The organism is Jiangella sp. DSM 45060 (genome assembly GCF_900105175.1).
In the GTDB taxonomy this organism is placed as follows: Bacteria; Actinomycetota; Actinomycetes; order Jiangellales; family Jiangellaceae; genus Jiangella.
This window is the reverse complement of the sequence record NZ_LT629771.1, coordinates 215,159-236,257: the sequence shown is the minus strand read 5'-3', so window position 1 is coordinate 236,257 and position 21,099 is coordinate 215,159. Positions and strand designations below refer to the sequence as shown.

Annotated in this window: 22 protein-coding genes and 1 pseudogene; 9 read left to right on the top strand and 14 right to left on the bottom strand. The window is 73.5% G+C overall.

All coding sequences use genetic code 11. The annotated features are described in order from the left end of the window. The first annotated feature begins 38 nt into the window (after positions 1 to 38). Together BLU82_RS01190 and BLU82_RS01185 are read left to right on the top strand one after the other, a co-directional pair. Positions 39 to 275 (top strand): hypothetical protein, encoded by a 237-nt coding sequence (locus tag BLU82_RS01190; RefSeq protein ID WP_092614479.1) that lies wholly within the window; start codon positions 39 to 41, stop codon positions 273 to 275. Beyond that, on the top strand, positions 272 to 670 hold the full coding sequence (locus tag BLU82_RS01185; protein ID WP_092614476.1) for a type II toxin-antitoxin system VapC family toxin: 399 nt from the start codon (positions 272 to 274) through the stop codon (positions 668 to 670). Before BLU82_RS01190 ends, BLU82_RS01185 begins: the two co-directional genes overlap by 4 nt. Before the next feature lie 12 nt (positions 671 to 682). Here BLU82_RS01185 and BLU82_RS01180 read toward each other — a convergent pair whose 3' ends face one another. Genes BLU82_RS01180 through BLU82_RS01170 form a run of 3 tightly spaced genes read right to left on the bottom strand, consistent with a single transcriptional unit; the run spans position 683 to position 4,347 of the window. Then, positions 683 to 2,254: a succinic semialdehyde dehydrogenase gene (locus BLU82_RS01180; protein WP_092614473.1), complete on the bottom strand. Its 1,572-nt coding sequence runs from the start codon at positions 2,252 to 2,254 to the stop codon at positions 683 to 685. Positions 2,255 to 2,270: 16 nt separating this feature from the next. Beyond that, a complete protein-coding gene (locus BLU82_RS01175; RefSeq protein ID WP_092614471.1) occupies positions 2,271 to 3,380 on the bottom strand; it encodes a GuaB3 family IMP dehydrogenase-related protein in 1,110 nt (369 codons plus the stop codon). Positions 3,381 to 3,405: 25 nt separating this feature from the next. After that, positions 3,406 to 4,347: an NAD(P)-dependent alcohol dehydrogenase gene (locus tag BLU82_RS01170; RefSeq protein ID WP_092614469.1), complete on the bottom strand. Its 942-nt coding sequence runs from the start codon at positions 4,345 to 4,347 to the stop codon at positions 3,406 to 3,408. Between the two features lie 82 nt (positions 4,348 to 4,429). Between BLU82_RS01170 and BLU82_RS01165 the strand changes: the two genes are divergently transcribed. Then, positions 4,430 to 5,089, top strand: a complete 660-nt coding sequence (locus BLU82_RS01165; protein ID WP_092614467.1) for a TetR/AcrR family transcriptional regulator — start codon at positions 4,430 to 4,432, stop codon at positions 5,087 to 5,089. Here BLU82_RS01165 and guaB read toward each other — a convergent pair. The 3 genes from guaB to BLU82_RS01150 all read right to left on the bottom strand — a co-directional run bounded on the left by guaB (position 5,071) and on the right by BLU82_RS01150 (position 7,975). Next, positions 5,071 to 6,585, bottom strand: coding sequence for an IMP dehydrogenase (gene guaB, locus BLU82_RS01160; RefSeq protein ID WP_304440711.1), 1,515 nt, complete (start codon positions 6,583 to 6,585; stop codon positions 5,071 to 5,073). The two genes, BLU82_RS01165 and guaB, sit on opposite strands and share 19 nt — an antisense overlap. 86 nt (positions 6,586 to 6,671) lie before the next feature. Continuing rightward, positions 6,672 to 7,352 carry a hypothetical protein gene (locus tag BLU82_RS01155; RefSeq protein ID WP_092614465.1) on the bottom strand — a complete coding sequence of 227 codons (681 nt, stop codon included), beginning with the start codon at positions 7,350 to 7,352 and terminating at the stop codon, positions 6,672 to 6,674. Positions 7,353 to 7,429: 77 nt separating this feature from the next. Further along, positions 7,430 to 7,975 carry a hypothetical protein gene (locus BLU82_RS01150; RefSeq protein WP_092614463.1) on the bottom strand — a complete coding sequence of 182 codons (546 nt, stop codon included), beginning with the start codon at positions 7,973 to 7,975 and terminating at the stop codon, positions 7,430 to 7,432. A 171-nt stretch (positions 7,976 to 8,146) separates the two neighbouring features. On the opposite strand from BLU82_RS01150, the gene BLU82_RS01145 reads away from it, so the two are divergent. Continuing rightward, positions 8,147 to 8,791 (top strand): DUF2269 family protein, encoded by a 645-nt coding sequence (locus tag BLU82_RS01145; protein ID WP_197682663.1) that lies wholly within the window; start codon positions 8,147 to 8,149, stop codon positions 8,789 to 8,791. On the opposite strand, the gene BLU82_RS01140 is transcribed toward BLU82_RS01145, so the two are convergent. After that, positions 8,757 to 9,104 (bottom strand): VOC family protein, encoded by a 348-nt coding sequence (locus tag BLU82_RS01140; protein ID WP_092614461.1) that lies wholly within the window; start codon positions 9,102 to 9,104, stop codon positions 8,757 to 8,759. The two genes, BLU82_RS01145 and BLU82_RS01140, sit on opposite strands and share 35 nt — an antisense overlap. A 54-nt stretch (positions 9,105 to 9,158) precedes the next feature. On the opposite strand from BLU82_RS01140, the gene BLU82_RS01135 reads away from it, so the two are divergent. After that, positions 9,159 to 9,665 carry a TetR/AcrR family transcriptional regulator gene (locus BLU82_RS01135; RefSeq protein WP_092625272.1) on the top strand — a complete coding sequence of 169 codons (507 nt, stop codon included), beginning with the start codon at positions 9,159 to 9,161 and terminating at the stop codon, positions 9,663 to 9,665. 1 nt (position 9,666) lies between these two features. Here the strand turns inward: BLU82_RS01135 and BLU82_RS01130 are convergent, their stop codons facing one another. Further along, complete coding sequence (locus BLU82_RS01130) at positions 9,667 to 10,842, bottom strand: pyridoxal phosphate-dependent aminotransferase (protein ID WP_231947672.1); 1,176 nt, start codon at positions 10,840 to 10,842, stop codon at positions 9,667 to 9,669. Positions 10,843 to 11,756: 914 nt separating this feature from the next. Here BLU82_RS01130 and BLU82_RS01125 point away from each other — a divergent pair. The 3 genes from BLU82_RS01125 (at position 11,757) to BLU82_RS01115 (ending at position 14,658) form a co-directional block, all read left to right on the top strand. After that, complete coding sequence (locus BLU82_RS01125) at positions 11,757 to 12,785, top strand: putative F420-0 ABC transporter substrate-binding protein (RefSeq protein ID WP_172885500.1); 1,029 nt, start codon at positions 11,757 to 11,759, stop codon at positions 12,783 to 12,785. Positions 12,786 to 12,883: 98 nt separating this feature from the next. After that, positions 12,884 to 13,861 (top strand): putative F420-0 ABC transporter permease subunit, encoded by a 978-nt coding sequence (locus BLU82_RS01120; protein ID WP_092625268.1) that lies wholly within the window; start codon positions 12,884 to 12,886, stop codon positions 13,859 to 13,861. Next, a complete protein-coding gene (locus BLU82_RS01115) occupies positions 13,858 to 14,658 on the top strand; it encodes an ABC transporter ATP-binding protein (RefSeq protein ID WP_092614457.1) in 801 nt (266 codons plus the stop codon). Before BLU82_RS01120 ends, BLU82_RS01115 begins: the two co-directional genes overlap by 4 nt. A gap of 6 nt (positions 14,659 to 14,664) precedes the next feature. On the opposite strand, the gene BLU82_RS01110 is transcribed toward BLU82_RS01115, so the two are convergent. Together BLU82_RS01110 and BLU82_RS33900 are read right to left on the bottom strand one after the other, a co-directional pair. Continuing rightward, entirely contained in the window at positions 14,665 to 15,654 is a 990-nt protein-coding gene (locus tag BLU82_RS01110) for a TIGR03557 family F420-dependent LLM class oxidoreductase (protein ID WP_092614455.1), read from the bottom strand. A gap of 41 nt (positions 15,655 to 15,695) precedes the next feature. Beyond that, positions 15,696 to 17,531 (bottom strand): sialidase family protein, encoded by a 1,836-nt coding sequence (locus BLU82_RS33900; protein ID WP_157740453.1) that lies wholly within the window; start codon positions 17,529 to 17,531, stop codon positions 15,696 to 15,698. Positions 17,532 to 17,928: 397 nt separating this feature from the next. Here BLU82_RS33900 and BLU82_RS01100 point away from each other — a divergent pair, with 397 nt between their 5' ends. Then, on the top strand, positions 17,929 to 19,017 hold the full coding sequence (locus BLU82_RS01100) for a galactose oxidase (protein ID WP_092614452.1): 1,089 nt from the start codon (positions 17,929 to 17,931) through the stop codon (positions 19,015 to 19,017). 57 nt (positions 19,018 to 19,074) lie between these two features. Here BLU82_RS01100 and BLU82_RS33895 read toward each other — a convergent pair whose 3' ends face one another. The 4 genes and pseudogenes from BLU82_RS33895 to BLU82_RS01090 all read right to left on the bottom strand — a co-directional run bounded on the left by BLU82_RS33895 (position 19,075) and on the right by BLU82_RS01090 (position 21,040). Next, positions 19,075 to 19,248, bottom strand: coding sequence for a hypothetical protein (locus BLU82_RS33895; protein WP_157740452.1), 174 nt, complete (start codon positions 19,246 to 19,248; stop codon positions 19,075 to 19,077). Between the two features lie 247 nt (positions 19,249 to 19,495). Further along, the gene (locus BLU82_RS01095) at positions 19,496 to 20,221 is read right to left on the bottom strand and encodes a DUF2891 family protein (protein ID WP_255367136.1); all 726 of its coding nucleotides are present in this window, start codon (positions 20,219 to 20,221) and stop codon (positions 19,496 to 19,498) included. A 64-nt stretch (positions 20,222 to 20,285) separates the two neighbouring features. Beyond that, positions 20,286 to 20,516: pseudogene (locus BLU82_RS36230) on the bottom strand (DUF2891 family protein); the annotation flags it as partial. After that, positions 20,513 to 21,040 carry a hypothetical protein gene (locus tag BLU82_RS01090; protein ID WP_197682662.1) on the bottom strand — a complete coding sequence of 176 codons (528 nt, stop codon included), beginning with the start codon at positions 21,038 to 21,040 and terminating at the stop codon, positions 20,513 to 20,515. The gene BLU82_RS01090 and the pseudogene BLU82_RS36230, both read right to left, overlap by 4 nt. Positions 21,041 to 21,099 lie beyond the last annotated feature (59 nt).

Here is a 21,099-nt window from a genome sequence, read left to right as displayed (position 1 = left end):
TGCTAGCGGAATGATTGCCGTGCAAGTAGAATGATTGCATGGCAACCATCCACATCCGCGATGTCTCGGACGAGACCGTCACGACATTGAAGGTGCGCGCTGCGCGAGCCGGGCGGTCGCTGCAGGCGTACGTCCAGCAGATGCTCGAACGGGAGGCGGCAGCGCTGTCCACGGACGAGGCCGCAGACGTCGCCCGGTCCATCGCGGCGCGCTCGTCGGTGACGGCTGACGACGTCACCGAGGTCCTGGACAACATCCGCGCGGCGCGCGGGTGATCGTTCTCGATACCTCGGCGCTGGTCGAGTTCCTGGTCGGGACCGACGCAACCGCCGAGCGCGTCCGCGTGGCGGTCACCGGCGAGTACGTGGCCGCGCCGCATGCGGTCGACCTCGAATGTGCGTCGACCCTGCGTGGCCTGGTGCGTGGCGGCAAACTGCCGGCCGACGAGGCGCGCCGGGCACTGGATCTCCTGGGCGCGATGAACCTGCGTCGCTACGATCACGTGGCCCTCCTCCCGCGGATCTGGGAGCTTCGGGAGAACCTTTGGCCGTACGACGCCGCCTACGTGGCACTGGCGGAGACACTGGACGCCGAGCTCCTCACCACCGACAGCAAACTCGCCGGCGCGCCGGGAGTGCGGTGCCGGATCCGCGATCTCCGCAGCGCCTGAGCGTCGAACGGCTCAGGCGCGGCCGGTGCGGCGTAGTACGCGCAGGGACTTGGCCATGGCGTCGGTGAAGGTGTCGTAGGACAGGCCGGCCGGCGGTGCGATGTTGTGCACCCGCTGGACGGCGATGGCCTGCGGCTCGGTGTAGCGCAGGATGCCCTCGCGGCCGTGCCGCCGGCCGAGGCCGGAGGCGCCCATGCCGCCGATCGGGAGGTCGTGGCTGCCCCACGCCGCGGCGTAGCCCTCGTTGACGTTGACGACGCCGGAGCGCAGCCGGCGGGCGACGTGGATGCCGCGGCGGACGTTGGTCGTCCACACGCTGGCGTTGAGGCCGTACGGGGTGTCGTTGGCCAGCTCGACCGCCTCGTCGTCGGAGCTGACGGGGTAGACGGAGACGACCGGGCCGAACGTCTCGGCGTCGGCCGCGAGCATGCCGGGCCGGACGCCGTCGAGGACCGTCGGCTCGTGGAACCAGGGTCCGAGGTCGGGCCGGGCCCGCCCGCCGGTGAGCACCCGCGCGCCCTTCGCGACCGCGTCGTCGACGTGGGCGCGGACCTTGTCGAGCTGGGCCTGCGACATCAGCGAGCCCATGTCGCAGGAGTAGTCGAACGCCGCGCCGACGTGCATCGACTCGACCCGGCCGAGGAACCGTTCGAGGAACGGCTCGCGCAGCGGCGCCGCGACGTACAGGCGCTCCATCGACATGCACAGCTGGCCGGCGTTGGAGAAGCAGGCCCGGACGGCGGCCTCGGCGGCGCGGTCGAGATCGGCGTCGTCGAGGACGAGCATGGGGTTCTTGCCGCCCAGCTCCAGCGACGCGCCGACCAGCCGCTCGCCGAGGCGCGCCGCGATGACCCGCCCCGTGGCGGTGGAGCCGGTGAACGACACGTAGTCGGCGTGCTCGACGACGGCCCCGCCGATGACCGGGCCGTCGCCGGACACGATCTGCCACAACGCCTCCGGCAGCCCCGCCTCGATCGCGATGGACCGCGCCAGCAGCGCCGTCAGCATGGCCTGCGAGTCGGGCTTGTGCACGACGGCGTTGCCGGCGACGAACGCGGGCAGGCAGTCGGAGATGGCCAGCGTCAGCGGGTAGTTCCACGGCGAGATGACGCCGACGACGCCCTTGGGACGGTGTCCCTCGATGGCCCGCGTCAGCCCCGGCAGCAGGCCGAGCCGGCGGCGTTCGCGCAGCACCCGCGGGCCGCGGACGGCGACGTAGTGGGCGGCGAGCGCGACGTCGGCGACCTCCTCGAACGCGTCGCGCCGCGCCTTGCCCGCCTCGGCCTGCACGAGGTCGGCGATCTCGCCGCGGCGGTCGAGCACGAGGTCGTGGACGTGGCCGATGATGCGGGCCCGCTCGGCGACCGGGCGGGCCGCCCACCAGCGCTGGGCGTCGCGGGCGGCGGCGAACGCCGTGGCGACGTCGTCGGTGGTGGACAGCGGCACCTCGGCCAGCGGGGTGCCGCTGAACGGCGCGACGGTGGCGGCGCGGTCGGCCCGCGGCCGCGCGACCACGCGGTCGGTGAGGCGGTCGAGGAGTGCGCGGTCGACGACGGTGTCGACGTTGACGGGCGTGGTGGTCATCGACGCCAGCCTACGTCTACCGCAGGACGGTGACCTCGACCCGCTGGAACTCCTTGACCTCGGTGTAGCCGGTGGTGGCCATGGCCCGCCGCAGCGCGCCGACGAGGTTCATGGAGCCGTCGGCGAGGTAGGACGGGCCGCCCAGGATCTCGGACAGCGGCCCGATGGTGCCGACGTGCACCCGCTCGCCGCGCGGGAGGTCGGCGTGGTGCGCCTCGGAGCCCCAGTGCCAGCCGCGGCCGGGCGCCTCGGTGGCCCGGGCCAGCGGCGAGCCGACCATGACGGCGTCGGCGCCGCACGCGATGGCCTTGGCGATGTCGCCGGAGCGCCCGATGGAGCCGTCGGCGATGACGTGCACGTACCGGCCGCCGGACTCGTCGAGGTAGTCGCGCCGGGCCGCCGCGACGTCGGCCACCGCCGTGGCCATGGGGACGGTGAGGCCGAGCACCGAGCGGGTGGTGTGCGACGAGCCGCCGCCGAAGCCGACCAGCACGCCGGCCGCGCCGGTGCGCATGAGGTGCAGCGCCGCCTGGTACGTGGCGCAGCCGCCGACGATGACCGGGACGTCGAGCTCGTAGATGAACTGCTTGAGGTTCAGCGGCTCGGCCCGGCCGGAGACGTGCTCGGCGGACACCGTCGTGCCGCGGATGACCACGAGGTCGACCCCGGCGTCGATGACGGCCTGGTGGTAGCGCTTCACCCGCGGCGGCGACAGCGCCCCGGCCACCGTGACGCCGGCGTCGCGGATCTCGCGCAGGCGGTCGGCGATGAGGTCTTCGCGCACCGGCGCGGCGTAGATCTCCTGCAGCCGGTTGAGCGCCTTGCCCTCCTCGAGCCCGGCGATCTCCTCGAGCAGCGGCTCGGGGTCGTCGTAGCGGGTCCAGAGCCCTTCGAGGTCGAGCACGCCCAGCCCGCCGGCCCGCCCCAGCTCGATGGCCGTCTGCGGCGACATGACGGAGTCCATGGGCGCGGCCAGCAGCGGGATCTCGAACCGGTAGGCGTCGATCTGCCAGTGCGTGGACACCTCTTCGGGGTCGCGGGTGCGCCGCGAGGGCACGATCGCCACGTCGTCGAAGGCATATGCTTGGCGGCCGCGCTTGCCACGGCCGATCTCGATCTCCGCCACGTGCGAAGGATATCGGAGCGCCCCGTCACGGATGTAACAGGACGTTGCCGACCTTGTGACCGGTGTCGACGCGGGCGTGCGCCGCGGCGGCGTCGGCGAGGTCGTGGACCTGGTCGATGACGACGGTGAGCTCGCCGGCCTCGACCAGCCCCAGCAGGAACTCGAAGTCCTCGCGGCGCTCGGCGGAGACGCCGGCGACGACGTTCCCGCGGGCCCGCACGGCCGTGCCCAGGCCGCCCACGGCCAGCAGGAGGACACCGTCGCCGGTCAGCAGCCGGCGGCCGCTCGCGATCGAGACGGCGCCGACGGTGTCGAAGACGACGTCGTAGCGCTCGGCGCCCTGCGTGACGTCCTCGCGCGTGTGGTCGACGACGCGGTCCGCGCCCAGTTCGGTGACCAGGGCGGCGTTGGCGCCGCTGGTGACCCCGGTGACCGTGGCGCCGAAGTGCCGTGCCAGCTGGACGGCGTTGGTGCCGACGGCGCCGGAGGCCCCGACGACCAGGACGCTGCGGCCCGGCTTGGCCCGGCCGCGCAGGAAGTGCAGCGCCGTCGTGCCGCCGAACAGCAGTCCGGCCGCGTCGTCGTGGCTCACGCCGGCCGGCTTCGCGGCGAGCCGGTCGGCGGCCACCGTCAGATACTCGGCGTAACCGCCCAGCCGCGCCCCGGACATGCCGCTGACCTCGTCGCCGGGCCGCAGCCGCGTCACCGCCGAGCCGACGCTCTCGACCACTCCGGAGAAGGACCCACCCAGGATCTTGCGCCGCGGCCGGAACACACCGAACGCCAGCCGCCCGAACAGCGCGAACCCGGGCGGGAAGTTCGCGCCGCGGATACGGGCGTCGCCCGAGGTGGCCGCGACCGCGTGGACCCGGACGAGCGCGTCCTTCGGACCGGGCGCGGGTTGCGGAACGTCGGCGAGCCGCAGGACCTCCGGCGAGCCGTACCGGTCGAAGACCGCTGCCTTCACAATGCCCCCCTTACACGTGTAAGTCTCGAGACACGATAGCCTTACACCCGTAAGGATGACAAGACCCCAGCGAGGTACACCGGTGAGCACGCGCCCCGCCCTGTCCCGCGAGCGGATCGTCGAGGCCGCCGTCCAGGTGGCCGACCGCGGCGGGCTCGCGCAGGTGAGCATGCGCAACGTCGGCCGCGAGCTCGGCGTCGAGGCGATGTCGCTCTACCACCACCTGCGCGCGAAGGACGACCTGCTCGACGCGCTGGCCGACTGGATCTTCACCCAGATCCGGCTACCGGGGCTCGACGACCCCTGGCGCCCGGCGATGGCCGCGCGCGCGGCGTCGGCCCGCGACACCCTGGCGGGGCACCCGTGGGCGCTCGGGCTCGTCGAGTCGCGCCGCGGGCCGGCTCCGGCGCTGCTGCGCCACCACGACACCGTGCTGGGCTGCCTGCGGCGCAACGGCTTCTCGGTCGCGCTGGCCGCGCACGCGTTCTCGGCGATCGACGCCTACGTGTACGGCTTCGTGCTGACGGAGCTCAACCTGCCGTTCGAGGGACCGAGCGGCGCCGAGGAGCTGGCCGGCGACCTCCGGCAGTTCCTGCCCGCCGACGAGTACCCGTACCTGACCGAGATGATCGCCGAGCAGGTGGTCGGCCGCGAGTACGCCTACGGCGACGAGTTCGGGTACGGCCTCGAGCTCGTCCTGGACGGGCTCGAGGACCGGCTGCGTCAGCCGCGCGAGGAGTAGTTCGGCGCCTCGACCGTCATCTGGATGTCGTGCGGGTGCGACTCCTTGAGCCCGGCCGACGTGATGCGGACGAACCGGCCGCGCTCCTGCAGTTCAGTGATGGTGCGTGCGCCGGTGTAGAACATCGACTGCCGCAGCCCGCCGACCAGCTGGTGCGTGACGCTGCCGAGCGGCCCGCGGAACGGCACCTGGCCCTCGATGCCCTCGGCGATGAGCTTGTCGTCGCTGGTGACGTCGGCCTGGAAGTAGCGGTCGCGGGTGCCAGAGGTGGCCGCGCCCCGCTTGGTGAAGGCGCCGAGCGAGGCCATGCCACGGTAGGACTTGAACTGCTTGCCGTTGATGAAGATCAGCTCGCCCGGGCTCTCCGAGACGCCGGCCAGCAGCGAGCCCAGCATGACGGTGTCGGCGCCGGCCACCAGCGCCTTCGCGATGTCGCCGGAGTACTGCAGCCCGCCGTCGCCGATGACCGGGATGCCGGCCGGCCTGGCCGCCAGCGCCGCCTCGTGGATGGCGGTGACCTGCGGGACGCCGACGCCGGCGACGACGCGGGTGGTGCAGATGGAGCCCGGGCCGATGCCGACCTTGATGCCGTCGACGCCGGCGTCGACCAGCGCCTGTGCGCCCGCGCGGGTGGCGACGTTGCCGCCGATGACGTCGACGCCGCGGGCGGCGGGGTCGGCCTTGAGCTTGCGCACCATGTCGAGCAGCGCGCTGGTGTGGCCGTGCGCGGTGTCGACGACGAGCACGTCGACGCCGGCCTCGACCAGCGTCATGGCCCGCTCCCACGCGTCGCCGAAGAAGCCGACGGCGGCGGCCGCGACCAACCGGCCCTCGCCGTCCTTGGTGGCGTTGGGGAACTCTTCGGACTTCACGAAGTCCTTGACGGTGATGAGCCCCTTGAGCCGGCCGGCGTCGTCGACCAGCGGCAGCTTCTCGATCTTGTGCTTGGCCAGCAGCGCGAACGCGTCGTCGGGCTTGATGCCGACCGGGCCGGTGAACAGCGGCTCGCGGGTCATCACCTCGTGCACCCGGCGCTCGTCGAACTCCGCCGACGGGATGAACCGGATGTCGCGGTTGGTGATGATGCCCAGCAGCCGGCCGTCGTCGTCGGTGACGGGCAGCCCGGAGATGCGGTACTGGCCGCACATGCGGTCCATCTCGGCCAGCGTGGCGTCGGGGCCGATGGTGACGGGGTCGGTGACCATGCCCGACTCGGACCGCTTGACGAGGTCGACGTGGTGGGCCTGATCCTCGATGGACAGGCTGCGGTGCAGGACGCCCAGGCCACCCTGCCGGGCCATGGCGATGGCCATGCGCGACTCGGTGACGGTGTCCATGGCGCTGGACAGCAGCGGGATGCTGACCGAGACGTTCCGCGAGACCCGCGAGGTGGTGTCGACCTCGCTCGGGATGACGTCGGACTCACCGGGCAGCAGCAGGACGTCGTCGAAGGTCAGGGCGAGGGGCGCGAAGGAGTCGGACAGCATGGGGTCCATGACACTTTCCTGAGTCGGCAGCCGGGGTTGTCCCCAGGGTAGTCCTGGTCCCGGCCGTCGTGCCGCCCACTCCGGCGTGCTCGTCGTCACCCCCGCGGCGGACCGTCCAGCGCGGCCAGCGACGCCAGCCCGGCCTCGTCGGTGCACAGCCGCGCGAACGAGCCGTCGGCGAAGGTCAGCTGGACGTTGCGCTCGCCGCCGCGCAGCTCGGGGATGAGCGGCTTCTTCCACCGGGTGGCGGCGCTGAGCGCGTGCCGCGGCACCTCCCAGACCGGCTCGACGACGGCCGACTCCGGCCGGTCGGCGATCGAGTTCAGCGCGCTCACCTCGCGCACGAACCCCTTCACCAGCCGGCCCATCGTCCGCAGCAGACCGCCGCCCTCCTTCAGCAGCTGGCCGGCGTCGGGCATCGGCTCGGCGGAGGTGTCGCGCAGTTGCAGCACGGCCAGCCGGCTGTCCGTGACGGCGACGAACGCCAGGCCGAGGCCGCTGGTGGCGGCGCGGTAGCAGCCGACGGCGAGGCAGTCGGGCCCGTCGCCGCGGACGGCGGTGTAGTGACCGGCCGCCTCGTCGCCGGGATCCTCGAGGACGACCTCCGGGTCGGCGTGCGAGCGCCGGACCTTCGGCTCGCCGTACTCGGTGAGGCCGCGCACGCGGTAGCGCGACGCCGAGACCTCGGACGCCGGCGCGGACGCCCGGATCGGCTCGGCGCCGGCCCAGGCCGGCCCGGCCAGCTGGTCGAACAGCTGGTGCTCTGGTGTCGCCATGTGTCGTCGCTCCGCGCCTCGGCCGTGTGCCCGGCCGGGTCAGTGTAGGGCGACCCGGCCGGGAACGGCGGCCGCCGTCACCACCGATGGGCGACGTCGACGACCAGGCGCGAGCCGGCGCCCGGTCCGTCCAGCGTGAACACCCGGAACGGCAGCCGGGCCCGCACGCCGAGCCCGATCGTCGTCTGCCCCTCGAAGCTGCCGGCCCACGCGACCTGGCGGAACGTCCGCCAGCCGGACACGTTGACCAGCTCGCGCCGGTCGGCCGGGGTGTAGGTGGCGTCGCCGCCTGCGTCGTAGGACGGCGCGACCGCGACGACCTCCAGGTCGGCGCCGCCGCGCAGCGGCACCGCCTGGCCCGACCCGTCCATCCGGACGGTGGAGACGTAGCGGACGACGTAGCCGTCGGCGTCGCCGGCGAAGTCGAGGACGAGCCGGTCGAAGCAGGCGTGCCGGCCGGCGCGGACGCCGGTGAGCGGCGCGGTCTCCGTCGCGGCCGCGCGTTCCGGCAGCGACCCCCAGCGCAGGCCGCAGTACGGTGCGGCGTCGGCGGCGGCCGGGGCCGCGAGGAACGCGAGCCCGGCGGTCAGTAATGCGGTGATGGTGGCGATGGTGCGTCTCATGACGATCCCCCTGGTGCCCGATGGTGATACGGCGTTGACGCACGACCGGCCACGCCGGTTGACCAGGGGGACGAATCCTTACAAAACAGCTGCCCGTACGTGATCGGGCGTACGCGCGGATACGTTCCGCGCCCGACGACGGCGACGGCGGCGGGCGACAAGGTGGACGGCATGACGATCACGACGCAGACCCCGCCCGGCCCGGGTGGGGCCCACCCTACGGGCGGGCACCGACAGTCGCGCCGACGCCGCCGCACCGACGGCCCGGGCGGCGCGGCCGGGCCGGCCGCGCCGACTCGCCGTCCGTGGCGGCTCGGCGGTCGCACCCGCAAGGCCGTGCTGGTCACGCACCTCTTGTCGGCGGGCACCTGGTTCGGCATGGACGTCGTCATGGCCGTGCTGGTCTTCACCGCGGCCCGCACCAGCGAGGACGAGACCCGCGCGCTCAGCTACCGGGCACTGGAACTGTTCGCCGGCTGGCCGTTGGCGATCGCCAGCCTGGCGTGCCTGGTGAGCGGCGTGCTGCTCGGACTCGGCAGCAAGTACGGCCTGGTGCGGTACTGGTGGGTCGCGGTGAAGCTGGTGCTCAACGTGCTGCTGTCGACGCTGGTGCTGGTGCTGCTGCGTCCCGGTGTGCAGGAGGCGGCCGAGCAGGGCCGACTGCTGGACACAGTCGCGGACGTCCGGCTGGAGCCCGGCGACCTGCTGTACCCGCCGATCGTGTCGACCAGCCTGCTGCTCGTCGCGTTCCTGCTGTCGGTCTACAAGCCGTGGGGCCGGATCACTCGGCGCCGGACTGGTCGAACACGTGGATGAGGTTGCCGCCGGGATCGCGGAACGAGGCGGATCGGCCGCCCGGGATCTCGTTCGGCTCGCCGACCCAGGTCAGGTCGTTGTGCTCGGCCATGAACGCCGGCAGGTCGTCCACCCCGTAGAACGGCCCGGTGGACCACCTCGGTCCGTCGTCCGGCGGAACACAGACCATCAGCTGGACCTCCGTGCCCGGCAACTGGAAGGCGACGGTGTCGTCGCCCTCGCGCCACGCCTCGTCGAACCCGAGCTGGTCGCGGTAGAAGCCGAGTGCCTCTTTCAGATCCGGCACCGACACGTAGATGAAGGTGAGCTTCATGCCTGAGACCGTAACGACGTTATGGCCACCCGTCAACGTGTTACGGTGATGGCCATGCAGGAGTGGATCCCCGTTCCCGGGTCGGCGAAGGCCCGGCTGATCGAGGCCGCCATGCACCATTTCGAGCAGGCCGGCTTCGAGGCGGCCACCGTCACCGAGCTGGCGTCGAAGGCCGGCGTCACCACCGGTTCGCTCTACCACCACTTCGGGTCGAAGCTCGGCCTGTACACCGTCGTCCGCGACGACCTCGAGAAGCGCATCACCGATCGCATGGAGGGCGCGGCCGAGGCGGTCGGCGGCCCGGGGCGGGCGGCGGTGCGGGCGGCGCTGCTGGTGGCGTTCGACGCGACGGTGCGCTTCGGCGTGTGCCGGCTGCTCGGCGAGACCGCGCCGGACGCCGTCGCCGACCCCGTCGGCGACACCCTGGCCGCCCTGCTGCCGGGTGAGGTGCGGGTGGCCGCGGCGCCGCTGACCGCGGCCTGGCGGGCGGCGCTGCTCGAGGTCGCCGACGGCGCGCCGGCGGCCGGCGTGCGGTCGGCGCTGGAGTTCGTGCTGGAGTGAGCTACGCCCCGGGCGCCAGCCGGCTCAGCCGTGCGACAGCCTCGCGCAGCACCTCGTCACGCTTGCAGAACGCGAACCGGACCAGCGACGGCGCCGCCTTCGGGTCGTCGTGGAACACCGACACCGGTACGGCCGCGACACCGGCCAGCTCGGGCAGCCGCTGGCACAGTTCGACGCCGTCGGCGAACCCGAGCGGCGCGGCGTCGGCCACCACGAAGTACGTCCCGCGCGGCACCGACACCTCGAACCCGGCCGCCGTCAGGCCCTCGATCAGCAGGTCGCGCTTCGCCCGCAGACCACCGGCCAGCCCTGCGTAGAAGTCGTCGCCGAGGTCGAGCCCCGTCGCGACGGCCGGCTGCAGCGGGCCGGCACTGACGAACGTCAGGAACTGCTTGACGGCGCGCGCGGCGGCCACCAGCTCGGCCGGACCGTGCAGCCAGCCGACCTTCCAGCCCGTCACCGAGAACGTCTTGCCCGCCGACGACACCGTCACCGTCCGCTCACCCAGGCCCGGCAGCGTCGCGACCGGCACATGCACCGCGTCGTCGAAGACCTGGTGCTCGTACACCTCGTCGGTGACGACGATCGCGTCGTGCTCGCGGGCCAGCGCGCCGATCGCCTCCAGCTCGGCGCGCGTGAACACCTTGCCGGTCGGGTTGTGCGGCGTGTTGACCAGCACCACCCGGGTGCGCGGCCCGAACGCGGCCCGCAGCTCCGCCTCGTCGACGGCGAAGTCGGGCCAGCGCAGCGTCACCGTCCGCTTGACCGCCCCGGCCAGCGCGATGGACGCGGCGTACGAGTCGTACACCGGATCGAACGTCACCACCTCGTCGCCCGGCTCGCACAGCGCCAGGATCGTCGCCGCGATGGCCTCGGTGGCGCCGGCGGTGACCAGCACCTCGCTGTCCGGGTCGACGTCGAGGCCGTAGAAGCGCTTCTGGTGCCGGGCGATGCTCTGACGGAGTACCGGGACGCCGGGGCCGGGCGGGTACTGGTTCAGGCCGCCGTGGATCGCCTGGGTGGCCGCCTCGAGGATCTCCGCCGGGCCGTCGGTGTCGGGGAAGCCCTGCCCGAGGTTGATCGCGCCGGTGCGGGTCGCCAGCGCCGTGATCTCGGCGAAGATGGTCGACGTGAACGGGCGCATCCGCTCGACGAGCGCGGGTCGGCGTGGTGGCACGGGATCACGGTACTCGGGCAGCCGGCCGGCCAGCAGCGTCGGGCGAGCGGGTCGGGCCGGGCAGCCGGTGTCGGGCAGCCGGTGTCGGTCGAGCGGGCCGGGCAGCCGGTGTCGGGCGGGCGGCGGACGTTGTCGGTGCTCGCGCGTAGTGTGAAGGCCCACCCGGCCGGGAGGGCACCCACCCTCCTGGGTGGGCCACCGCACCGCCCCGCGCGTCGATCGCGGCACACCACCCGGGCCACCGGACGGCTCCACCCACCGGACGCCCACGCAGCCGAGCGGCGGACGTTGTCGGTGCTCGCGCGTAGTGTGAAGGCCCACCCGGCCGGGAGGGCACCCCACCCTCCTGGGTGGGCCGCCGCACCGCGCAACCGGCCGGTCACCCCGCCGGACGCGGACCGCCGGCCGTCCCACCCCCGGGCCGCCGGCCGCGGCGCGCATCCCCGGCCACCGCCCGCCGCACGACCCCGGGGCCGCCGATTCCGGCGCACCGCCCCAGCCCGCCACCCCGCCGCAGGCCACCGGCCACCCCAGGGCCGCTGCGCCTCCGTCGCCGCTCCGGCCGCCGATCCCGGCGCACCGCCGCCCACACGACCCCGGCCCCATCAGCCGCCCCGGCCCCTCAGCCGCCGAGCGGGCGGCGTCGTCACCGCGCCCGCCTCGACCCGCTCCCCACCGTGCCGGCCCCACAGCGCCCGCCCCACCGCGCCGACACCACCCCAACCCAGCCCGCATCCATGGATTCTTGATAAATCTCGCCCCAGGGGGATGATTTCTGCGGGTTCGGCTGCTTAAGATGAGCGAAGCCCCGGAGCACCGCTTGTGCTCTGTTGTGTCTGCCCGGTCAGTGGGCAGCTGGTTCGGCGGTCGCCTTGGACCGTCTCCAACGGACCCTGCCTGCCTGTGGAGACCCAGTGGCGCTATTCCCTTTCCGAACGTTCCGCGCTGCCCTCGTCGGCGTCGCGGCCGGCGCGGTCGCGACGGTCGTGCTGACCGGCTGCTCGGCCGATGACGACCCGGCCGAGGCCGGCCAGACCGAGGCGGCCGCAACCGGTACGGCCGGCGAGTTCACGCCGGTCACCGTCGACAACTGCGGCACCGAGGTGAGCATCGACAGCCCGCCGGAGCGCGTCGTCACCATCAAGTCGACCGCGACGGAGATGATGCTCGCGCTCGGCCTCGCCGACCGCCTCGTCGGCACCGCGTTCTCCGACGGCCCGCTGCCGGACGACTATGCGGGCGACCTCGACGACGTCCCCGTGCTGTCCGACAACGTGCCCGGCCAGGAGGCCCTGCTCGACGTCGAGCCCGACTTCGTCTACGGCGGCTGGGAGAGCAACTTCGGCGCCGACACCGCCGGTGACCGGTCATCGCTGGCCGACTTCGGCATCGCGACGTACGTGTCCCCGGCCGCCTGCCAGGAGCCCGAGTACCAGCCCGACCCGATGACGTTCGACGAGCTGTTCGCGGAGATCCGTGAGGTCGCGTCGTTCTTCGGCGCCACCGAGCGCGCCGACGAGCTGATCGCCGAGCAGCAGGCGCTGCTCGACCAGGTCGAGGCGCCCGGCGACGGGCTGACGGCGCTCTGGTACTCCTCCGGCGAGGACGCGCCGTTCGTCGGCGGCGACATCGGCGCGCCGGCCATGGTGATGCGCGAGCTCGGCGTCGAGAACATCTTCGCCGACGTCGACGCCACCTGGTCGAACGTCAGCTGGGAGCAGGTCATCGACCGCGACCCCGACGTGATCGTCCTGGTCGACGCCGCGTGGAACACCGCCGACAGCAAGATCGAGCGACTCGAGGGCAATCCGGCCACCGCCGCGCTGCCCGCCGTCGCCGAGCAGCGGTATCTGCGGCTGCCGTTCCCGGCGGCCGAGGCGGGCGTCCGCAACGCGCAGGCCGTCGTCGACCTCGCGGCCCAGCTGGAGGCGCTGGACCAGTGACCACGACGACGGCACCGGCGACCGGCGCACCTCCGCCCGCGCCCGCGGACGCACCGTCGGGACGGACGGCCGCGCGCACGACCGCCTGGATCACCGCCATGGCGGTCGTGCTGGCGGCGTCGGTGACGCTCGCGGTGACGATCGGCTCGGCCGACCTGCACCCGCTCGACGTGTGGCGCTCGATCGGCGACCACCTGGGGCTGACCTCGACGTCGCTGTCGGTGCTGCGTGACGGCATCGTGTGGGAGCTGCGGCTGCCGCGGGTGCTGACGGCGGCCGCGGTGGGCGCCGCGCTGGCCCTCTGTGGCGCCGTCATGCAGACGCTGACGCGCAACCCGCTGGCCGACCCGTACCTGCTGGGCCTGTCGTCCGGCGCGTCGGTCGGGGCCGTGGCGGTGCTGATCCTGGGCATCGGCTGGCTCGGGCTGCCGGTCGCCGCGTTCGCCGGCGCGCTGCTGGCGCTCGTAGTGACGTTCGCGCTGGCCAACCGCCGCGGCGAACTGGCGCCGACGCGGACGGTGCTGGCCGGGCTGGCGGTGTCGTACCTGTGCTCGGCGGCGACGTCGTTCATCATCTTCTGGTCGGCGACAGGCGACTCCTACCGCGAGATCCTCAGCTGGCTGCTCGGCTCGCTCGGCGGCGCGTCGTGGACCGACGCGGCGATCGTCTGGGTCGCCGTCGTCGTGGTCGGGACGGCGCTGGTGTCGCGGGCCCGGACGCTGGACGCGTTCGCGTTCGGCGACAGCACCGCGTCGACGCTGGGCATCAACGTCAACGCGACCCGGTGGACGCTGCTGACGCTGGTCGCGCTGCTCACCGGGGCCGCCGTCGCCGTCAGCGGGGCCATCGGGTTCGTCGGGCTGATGCTGCCGCACGCCGTCAGGTTCGTCGTCGGCTCCGGGCACCGGCGGGTGCTGCCGCTGGCGGCGCTGGCCGGCGCGAGCTTCATGATCTGGGCCGACACGCTGGCCCGCACGCTGTTCGATCCGCGCGAGCTGCCGGTGGGCGTCGTCACGGCGTTCCTCGGCGCGCCCGCGTTCGCCGTCCTGTTGCGTCGCCGGAGGGTAGGCCGATGACCGTTCTCGACACTCCCGTCGTTCGTCCCGTGGTCGCGGCCGGTGCGCCGCCGCTGGAGGTCGCGGCCGTCTCGTGGTCGGCCGAGGGCCGGCTCATCGTCGACGGCGTCGGGCTGTCGGTCGCGCCCGGCACGATGACGGGGCTGCTCGGGCCGAACGGATCGGGCAAGTCCAGCCTGCTGCGCACCGTCGCCGGGACCTACCGCCCCGACGGCGGCCGCGTCCTGCTCGGCGGTGACGACCTCGGCGCCATGCGCCGCCGCGACCGCGCCCGCCGCGTCGCCGTCGTCGAACAGGAGTCGACGACCGACGTGCCGCTGCAGGTGCTCGACGTCGTGCTGCTCGGGCGGACGCCGCACCGCGCGTCGGCGTCCGACGAGGCGCTCGCGCTGGCCGCCCTCGAGACCGTCGGCATGCGCGACCTCGCCGACCGCGACTGGCACACCCTCTCCGGCGGCGAGCGGCAGCGGGTGCACCTGGCGCGGGCGATCACCCAGCAGCCTGAGCTGCTGCTGCTCGACGAGCCGACCAACCACCTCGACATCCACTACCAGCTGGCGCTGCTGACGTTCGTCCGCTCGCTGGGTGTGACGACCTTGGCGGCGCTGCACGATCTCAACCTGGCGGCTGCCTACTGCGACCAGGTCGTGGTACTGGACGGCGGCCGGGTGGCGGCCGCCGGCGCGCCGTCGGAGGTGCTGGTTCCCGATGTCGTCCGCTCCGTCTTCGGCGTCGACGCCGACATCCACCTCAACCCGCGCACCGGCCGCCCCGTGCTGACGTTCTCGCCGCTCTGACCCTCGTCAGGCCGTGAGCTTCGGGAGGACCTCGCGGCCGAACACGTCGATCCAGGTGCGCTGGTCGGGGCCGGCGTCGTGCAGATAGAGGTGGGTGGCGCCGGCGTCGAGGTAGCGCTGGAGCTCCTGGCGGTGCACGTCGAGGTCGGCGGAGATGGTGACCCGGCCGTCGAAGTCCTCGACGCGGACCATGCGGGCGATCTGGTCGACGTCGTAGGGGGAACGGAGGTCGGCCTTGGAGAAGCGCATGGCGCCGTTGGGCCATTCGCGCAACGCCTGGGCGGCGGCCTCGGCCGGGTCGGGCGCCCACGACAGGTGCACCTGCACGATCTTCGCCAGCGTCGACGGGTCCTTGCCGTTCGAGCGGGCGCCATCGTCGAACCGGGCGAAGAGGGACGCCACCTTCTCGGGCGTGCTGGCGACGGTGATCATGCCGTCGCAGGAGGCGCCGGCCCGGCGGGCGGTGATCGGGCCGGACGTCGCGATGTAGACCGGCGGCGGCGCGTCGGGCATGGTCCAGAGGCGGGTGCGCTCGAGGGTGAAGAACCGGCCGTCGTGGCGGACGTCGCGGCCGGTGAAGAGCTTCTGGATGATCTCCACCGCCTCGAACATGCGGGCGATGCGCTGCGGCGCCTCGGGCCAGTACCCGCCGACGACGTGCTCGCTGATGGCCTCGCCGGACCCGATGCCGAGCCAGTGCCGCCCCGGGTACAGCTGCTCCAGCGTTGCCGCCGCCTGCGCGACGACCGCCGGGTGCCAGCGGAACGACGGGCAGGTCGCGCCGACGCCGACCGAGCCGCGGGTGCGCTCGGCCATCGCCGTCATGACGTTCCAGACGAACCCGGCCTGCCCCTGCTGCGGCGTCCACGGCTGGAAGTGGTCGTCGGCCATGACGCCGTCGAACCCGGCCTCCTCGGCCGCCACCGTCAGTTGCACCACCTCGGACGGCGCGAACCGCTCCAACATGGCGCTGTACCCGACCCGCGCACGGCTCATCGTGTCCCTCTCTCAGCGTCAGGGACACTCAGGGTACGAGGTCAGCGGCTCAGCTCGTCGAGCGGCAGGTGCACGAGCGGGTCTCCGACGGCGGCACCGGCGGCCAGCGCGGCGAGCTCGTCCGCGGCCGCCGCCCGGCCGAGCAGCCAGACGTCGTCGAGGTCGCCGAGCAGCTGGTTGGCGCCGTCCGGCCGCTGGCCCAGGTGCAGGCCGATGGCGGCGTCGGTGGTGACGGAGCCCGCGACCGGCCCGGCCGACGCGGCCAGGGCACCGTCGACGTAGAGGGCCACCCCGTCGTCACCGCGGACCAGCGCCACGTGGTGCCAGGCGCCGTCGGCGAACGAGCCCGGCGCGACCAGCGTGCCGCTGCCCAGCGAGGTGTCGATCAGTGCCCGGATCCGGTTCGCCCCGGGCTCGAGCCGGACCCACCACTGGTCCCGCCCGCTGCCCGAGTTGTACGCCCACAGCAGCGCCTGGTCGGCGGCGGCGTCGGTACGGAACCAGCCGGCCGCGGTGAACGGCCCGGCGCCGACGTCGACGCGAGAGCTCCGCGGCACCGCCACGAAGTCGCCCGCCGCGAGTCGCAGCCCCGCGTCCACGGCACCGTCGGCGACCACCTCCGGCGACCCGCCGACGACGCCGTCCTGCCCGCCGCCCGACGCGTCCGGCGTCGTCGTGACCGGCGCCAGCCCGCGGTCCAGCGCGGCGAACGGCACCCGCGCGAACGTGATGCGCTCGTACGTCCCGGTGTCGCCGTTCTCGTACAGCACGCCGAGCGTCCGCCCGCCGGCCACGACCACGTCGGAGTACGCCGCCGGCCCGTCGTGCAGCACCGGCCCGCCGGTCCACGTCGCGCCCTCGTCGAAGCTGTACCGCAGCTGCAGCGTCCGCCTGGCCGTCGGGTTCGCCGGGCCGGAGTACACGAGCCGGTCGCCGGCGCGCGGCAGCCGCAGCACCGAGCCCTGCACGACCGGGGTGACGATGTCCGGCTCCAGCGCGTACGGCGCGTCGAACGTCTCGCCGCCGTCGCTGCTGGTGGTCGTCGCGCGGGTGCCGACGCCGGTGCCGTTCTGGTCGCGCGCGTTGAAGTAGAGGGTGCCGTCGGCGAGCTCGGTGACGGTGTTCTCGTTCGGGTTCACGACGCCGGTCAGCGGGGTGTCGACGTCGCCGAGCTGCCAGGTCAGGCCGCCGTCGTCGCTGTAGAGGGAGTGCGCGCCGTAGTACTTCGCCTCCTGCCCGGTGTCGGACGAGCCGGGCGGCGGGCTGGTCGAGTGGTTCGCCGCCGCGACGAGCCGCCCGCGGTGCTCGCCGTGCTCCAGCGCGATGGCGTGCACCGGCCCGGTGGCGTACCAGCGCCACTCGGGCAGCTTGGTGGCGGCCGTGATGTCCTGCGCGGCCGACCAGCTGGCGCCGTCGTCGCTGCTGCGCTGGACGAACACGCGGCGGCTCTGCTCGGGGGTGACCTCGCCGCGCATGATCTCGGCCTCGGTGGCGTCGCCGGCGTTGTGGGTGCTGAGCAGGACGACGTCGCCGGTGCTCGGGTCGACCACGGGGGTCGGGTTGCCGAAGACGTTCACGCCGTTGTCGCCGACCACCTGCAGCGGGCCCCACGTGCGGCCGTCGTCGTACGAGCGGCGCAGCACCAGGTCGATGTCGCCGGTGTCGCCCCCGCCGCCGACCCGGCCCTCGGCGAACGCGAGCAGCGTCCCCTTGTCGGAGCGGACGATCGCGGGGATGCGGAACGTGTCGTAACCCTCGGTACCGGACTCGAAGACGACGGTCTGCCTGATCGGCGGCGACGCCTGTGCGGGAGCGTGAGCTGCGAGAACGGTCGCTGGAAGCGCGAGAACAAGGGCAAGGACGACGGGCCGGCGCATGGGGTCTCCTTCGTCGGGGAAGATTCATCCCACATCACATATGGGATATGTGTCAAGAACGTTGACGAACCCTCGTCTCTTTGGTCGGATATCCGACATGACGGATCTCACACGGCGAGCGGCACTCACCTTGGCAGCGGCGGCCGGCGCGGCGGCGTGGACCGCGTCGACGCAGACGAGCGCGTCAGCTCAGGCGCGGGCGTCGGCTCAGGCGAGGGCGTCGGCTGGGGCCGGTTCGTCGGCGCGGACGAGTGTGTCGGTGCCCGCCCGTAGGGTGGGCCCCACCCGGGCCGGGAGGGGTCTACCTACCACGGCAGGTGACGACGACGCGACGGGCGCGGCCGACGCCGCGGCTGGCCCGGCGGGCGGCGGGGCGACGTGGCGGCGGCTGCCCGACGTGCCCGCGAACGGGGTCGACTGGCACCCGGCCATCCCGGTCGGGGAGTCGTACTGGACGCAGCTCGGGCTGGCCGGGCCCGTCGCCGGCGCGCACGGCGACCACCTCATCGTCGCCGGCGGGGCGAACTTCCCGGAGCCGGCGCTGACGGCGACCCGCGCGAACACGCTGGGCAAGGTGTACTGGACCGACGCGTTCGTCTACTCGCGGCGGACCGGCGGCTGGCAGCCGGCCGGCCAGCTGCCCGACGCCGTCGGTTACGCGGCGACGGTGAGCACCGGCGACGGCGTGCTGGTGATCGGCGGCGAGGGCTACCGCGGCGGCCCCGGCGGCACGCTGCAGCGCCCGGCCGAGAAGTTCGCCGACGTCTACCTGCTGCGCTGGGACGCGCGGCGGTCCCGGCTCGACCGGGTCGAGCTGCCGCCGCTCCCCCGGCCGTTGTCGTATGCGGTCGCCGGCATCGTCGACGGCGTCGTGTACGTCGCGGAGGGCGCCGACTTCTACGGCCTGGACCTCGACCGTCCGGACCGCGGCTGGACGACGCTGCCGCGCTGGCCGGGCGACCCGCGCACCGTCGCCGTCGGAGCCGCCCAGGACGGCCGGTTCTTCCTGCTCAGCGGGCGGGCGCAGCACGCGGACAAGACCTGGACGTTCTACCGCGACGCGTACGCGTACTCGCCGCGGCGGCGGCGCTGGGACCGGATCGCCGACCTGCCCTGGTGCGTCACCGCGGGGCTCGCCCACCCCGTCGGCCGCACCGGGCTGGTCGTCGCCGGCGGCGACAAGGACATCGACCGCTGGAACCTCATCGAGCACCACGTCGCGCTCCGGAACGCGGCACCGCCCGGATCGGCGGAGTGGCAGCGCCAGAACGACGTCGTCACCTGGATCTACGACCACCACACCGGCTTCAACGGCGAGCTCCTGCGCTACGACACCCGCCGCGACCGCTGGAGCGTCGACGGCTGGTTCCCCGGCCCGCCTCCCGCCACCACCCCGGCCGTCGACTGGGACGGCGACCTGGTGATCGCGAGTGGTGAGGTCGGCCCCGGCATCCGCACTCCCCGCGTCTGGCAGGGGAGCTTCTGACGAGTGACGCACTCCAGGTCCGGCTCCCACCGACCCCGTTCCCTGCGGCTCGCCTCGCTACCTCAGCAGCGTGACGAACTGGTGCAGGGCGACACCCAGAACCGAGAGCGTTGCGATGACCTCGAGCAGCTTCCGCAGATCACTGGAGATCTCCCCCAGAACCTCGGTGTGCTCACGCAGCTTCCGTAGCCTGCTCAGCATCGATCGCTCTCGCCTGTTGGTGCGGGCCATTCGATTTCCTCCTGAGTGCTGAGGGCACCGGTGAACCGCGCTAACAGTCCGCCCGGTAGCCCATCTCTGGACTACGCCGGGCGAATTCCCGATGTAGTTAGCCGACCATCATGACATTCGGACAATCAGCCCGTCAACGGCTACCATGGGCAGTGGCTGGAGGAGGTGCGCTAACACCAGTGATCCCGGCCGAAGCCTCGGCGCGTCTCCGCATTGCGGGCCATTCCGCGCCGGGGCTTCTTCACGCTCAGGCGGTCAGGTAACCGACGGCGTAGGCGGCGAGCCAGTGCTCGACCATGTAGTCGCCACCGACGACAAAGGGCAGTCCGGCCTCGGCGTGCACGGCGGCCGACGCCGTCAGCGCGGCCGCCGCTGGGGCACCGTCCGGCAAGGCCGACGCGACGGCCAGCATCGACCACGCCCGGCTGAGGTTCAGCCCCGCCAGGTGCGCGAGCTGCCCGTCCGACGGGTCTGAGACGGTGACCGGCGCGAACAGCTGCGACGGCGACGAGGACGCGGCGCGCGGGAGGAACGCGGCGAACCAGGCGCCGAACGCCTCCGCCGGCAGCACCCGCGCCACCAGCTCGGCCTCGGCCAGCGCCGGCGACAGGAAGTCGCTGCCGGACGGCTCGTAGTGCGCCGGATAGTCGGTGTCGTCGAGATACCACCGGCGGACGGCGTCGTCGATCGCGTCGCGCAGCTCCGCCGGTGCGCCCTCGTAGCAGCGGAGCAGCCCGAACGCCGAATTCGGGTGCAGCCCGCCCCGCACCGGGTAGGTCTGCGCCGGCAGCCAGCCCACCAGGTTCCCCGACAGCACGTCGGCCAGCGGGCGGACGGCGGCGGCCCAGGCGTCCGCGTCGGGGTCGGACCACGCGGCCAGCTCGTGCGCCAGCGTCAGCAGCCAGCCCCACCCGTAGGGACGTTCCCGCGTGCGGCCCGGCCCGGACGCGAAGAACTCGGCCTCCCGCGCCAGGGTTCGACGGAGTCAGGTGCGCGCCCAGCGCCTCCCGAACCGAGGTGGCCAGCGCCGGCGGCAGGTCGGAACCGGCCAGCCGGAGCAGCCGCACCAGCACCCAGTGCATCTCGACCGCCGAATGCCAGTCCAGCGAGCCGTAGAACGCCGGATGCTGGTCACGGTGCAACGGATACGGCCCCGGTTCTACGGCGTAGATGATCGGCAGGTGCGGATACTCGCGATCGATGCAGGTCAGCGCGGTGCGTGCGTAGGCGGCAGCATTCTCGCGCAGCAGGTCGAGGCGGGTCGTCATCCGGCCGCGCCCTCGGGGTCGATCGGCGCGCCGTCGCCGGACGACGGCAGGTCGCCACGCTCGACCGGTGCGCCGCCGCCGTCGGGAGCGTCCGCGAACAGCGCGGCCAGTTCGTCCGCCGACGGCGCGTGCGCGCCCTCGACCGCGGCGCGCAGCGTCTCCTCGTCGACGGCGTCCGCGGCGGCCGACAACCGCACCGCGACGCCGTCGTGCACGGCGACACACTCGTGCTGGTCGCCGGCCACGACGCAGCCGGGGTCGGCCGCGCCGCGCGGGTCGGTGGTGAGCATCGCCATCCGGCCGTCCGGCGCGGTGTAGGCGACCCCGAAGCCGGCGTCGCCCATCACCCCGGCCGACTGGGAGGCCGGTGCGAAGCCGTCCAGCGAGACCGCGTAGACGACGTCGGGGTCGACGCCGATCGAGGCCGCCCGGGCGGCCAGCTCGTCCGCGTCGGCCGGTCCGGACGACCCGCACGCGGTCAGCGTCAGCAGCGGCAGCAACAGCAGGACCCGGCGGCGCGTCACGCCGGACATCGTCTCAAAGCGACGGCCCGGGCCCCGTGCAGGGGACCCGGGCCGCCGGT

What these genes read in the sequence shown, in the direction of transcription:
- BLU82_RS33895 (WP_157740452.1), bottom strand. Translation starts at nt 19,248, where the DNA reads ATGGCCCGCACCAACAGGCGAGAGCGATCGATGCTGAGCAGGCTACGG.
- BLU82_RS01115 (WP_092614457.1), top strand. Translation starts at nt 13,858, where the DNA reads ATGACCGTTCTCGACACTCCCGTCGTTCGTCCCGTGGTCGCGGCCGGT.
- BLU82_RS01110 (WP_092614455.1), bottom strand. Translation starts at nt 15,654, where the DNA reads ATGAGCCGTGCGCGGGTCGGGTACAGCGCCATGTTGGAGCGGTTCGCG.
- BLU82_RS01135 (WP_092625272.1), top strand. Translation starts at nt 9,159, where the DNA reads ATGCAGGAGTGGATCCCCGTTCCCGGGTCGGCGAAGGCCCGGCTGATC.
- BLU82_RS01190 (WP_092614479.1), top strand. Translation starts at nt 39, where the DNA reads ATGGCAACCATCCACATCCGCGATGTCTCGGACGAGACCGTCACGACA.
- BLU82_RS01145 (WP_197682663.1), top strand. Translation starts at nt 8,147, where the DNA reads ATGACGATCACGACGCAGACCCCGCCCGGCCCGGGTGGGGCCCACCCT.
- BLU82_RS01120 (WP_092625268.1), top strand. Translation starts at nt 12,884, where the DNA reads ATGGCGGTCGTGCTGGCGGCGTCGGTGACGCTCGCGGTGACGATCGGC.
- guaB (WP_304440711.1), bottom strand. Translation starts at nt 6,585, where the DNA reads ATGGACCCCATGCTGTCCGACTCCTTCGCGCCCCTCGCCCTGACCTTC.
- BLU82_RS33900 (WP_157740453.1), bottom strand. Translation starts at nt 17,531, where the DNA reads ATGCGCCGGCCCGTCGTCCTTGCCCTTGTTCTCGCGCTTCCAGCGACC.
- BLU82_RS01155 (WP_092614465.1), bottom strand. Translation starts at nt 7,352, where the DNA reads ATGGCGACACCAGAGCACCAGCTGTTCGACCAGCTGGCCGGGCCGGCC.
- BLU82_RS01180 (WP_092614473.1), bottom strand. Translation starts at nt 2,254, where the DNA reads ATGACCACCACGCCCGTCAACGTCGACACCGTCGTCGACCGCGCACTC.
- BLU82_RS01140 (WP_092614461.1), bottom strand. Translation starts at nt 9,104, where the DNA reads ATGAAGCTCACCTTCATCTACGTGTCGGTGCCGGATCTGAAAGAGGCA.
- BLU82_RS01150 (WP_092614463.1), bottom strand. Translation starts at nt 7,975, where the DNA reads ATGAGACGCACCATCGCCACCATCACCGCATTACTGACCGCCGGGCTC.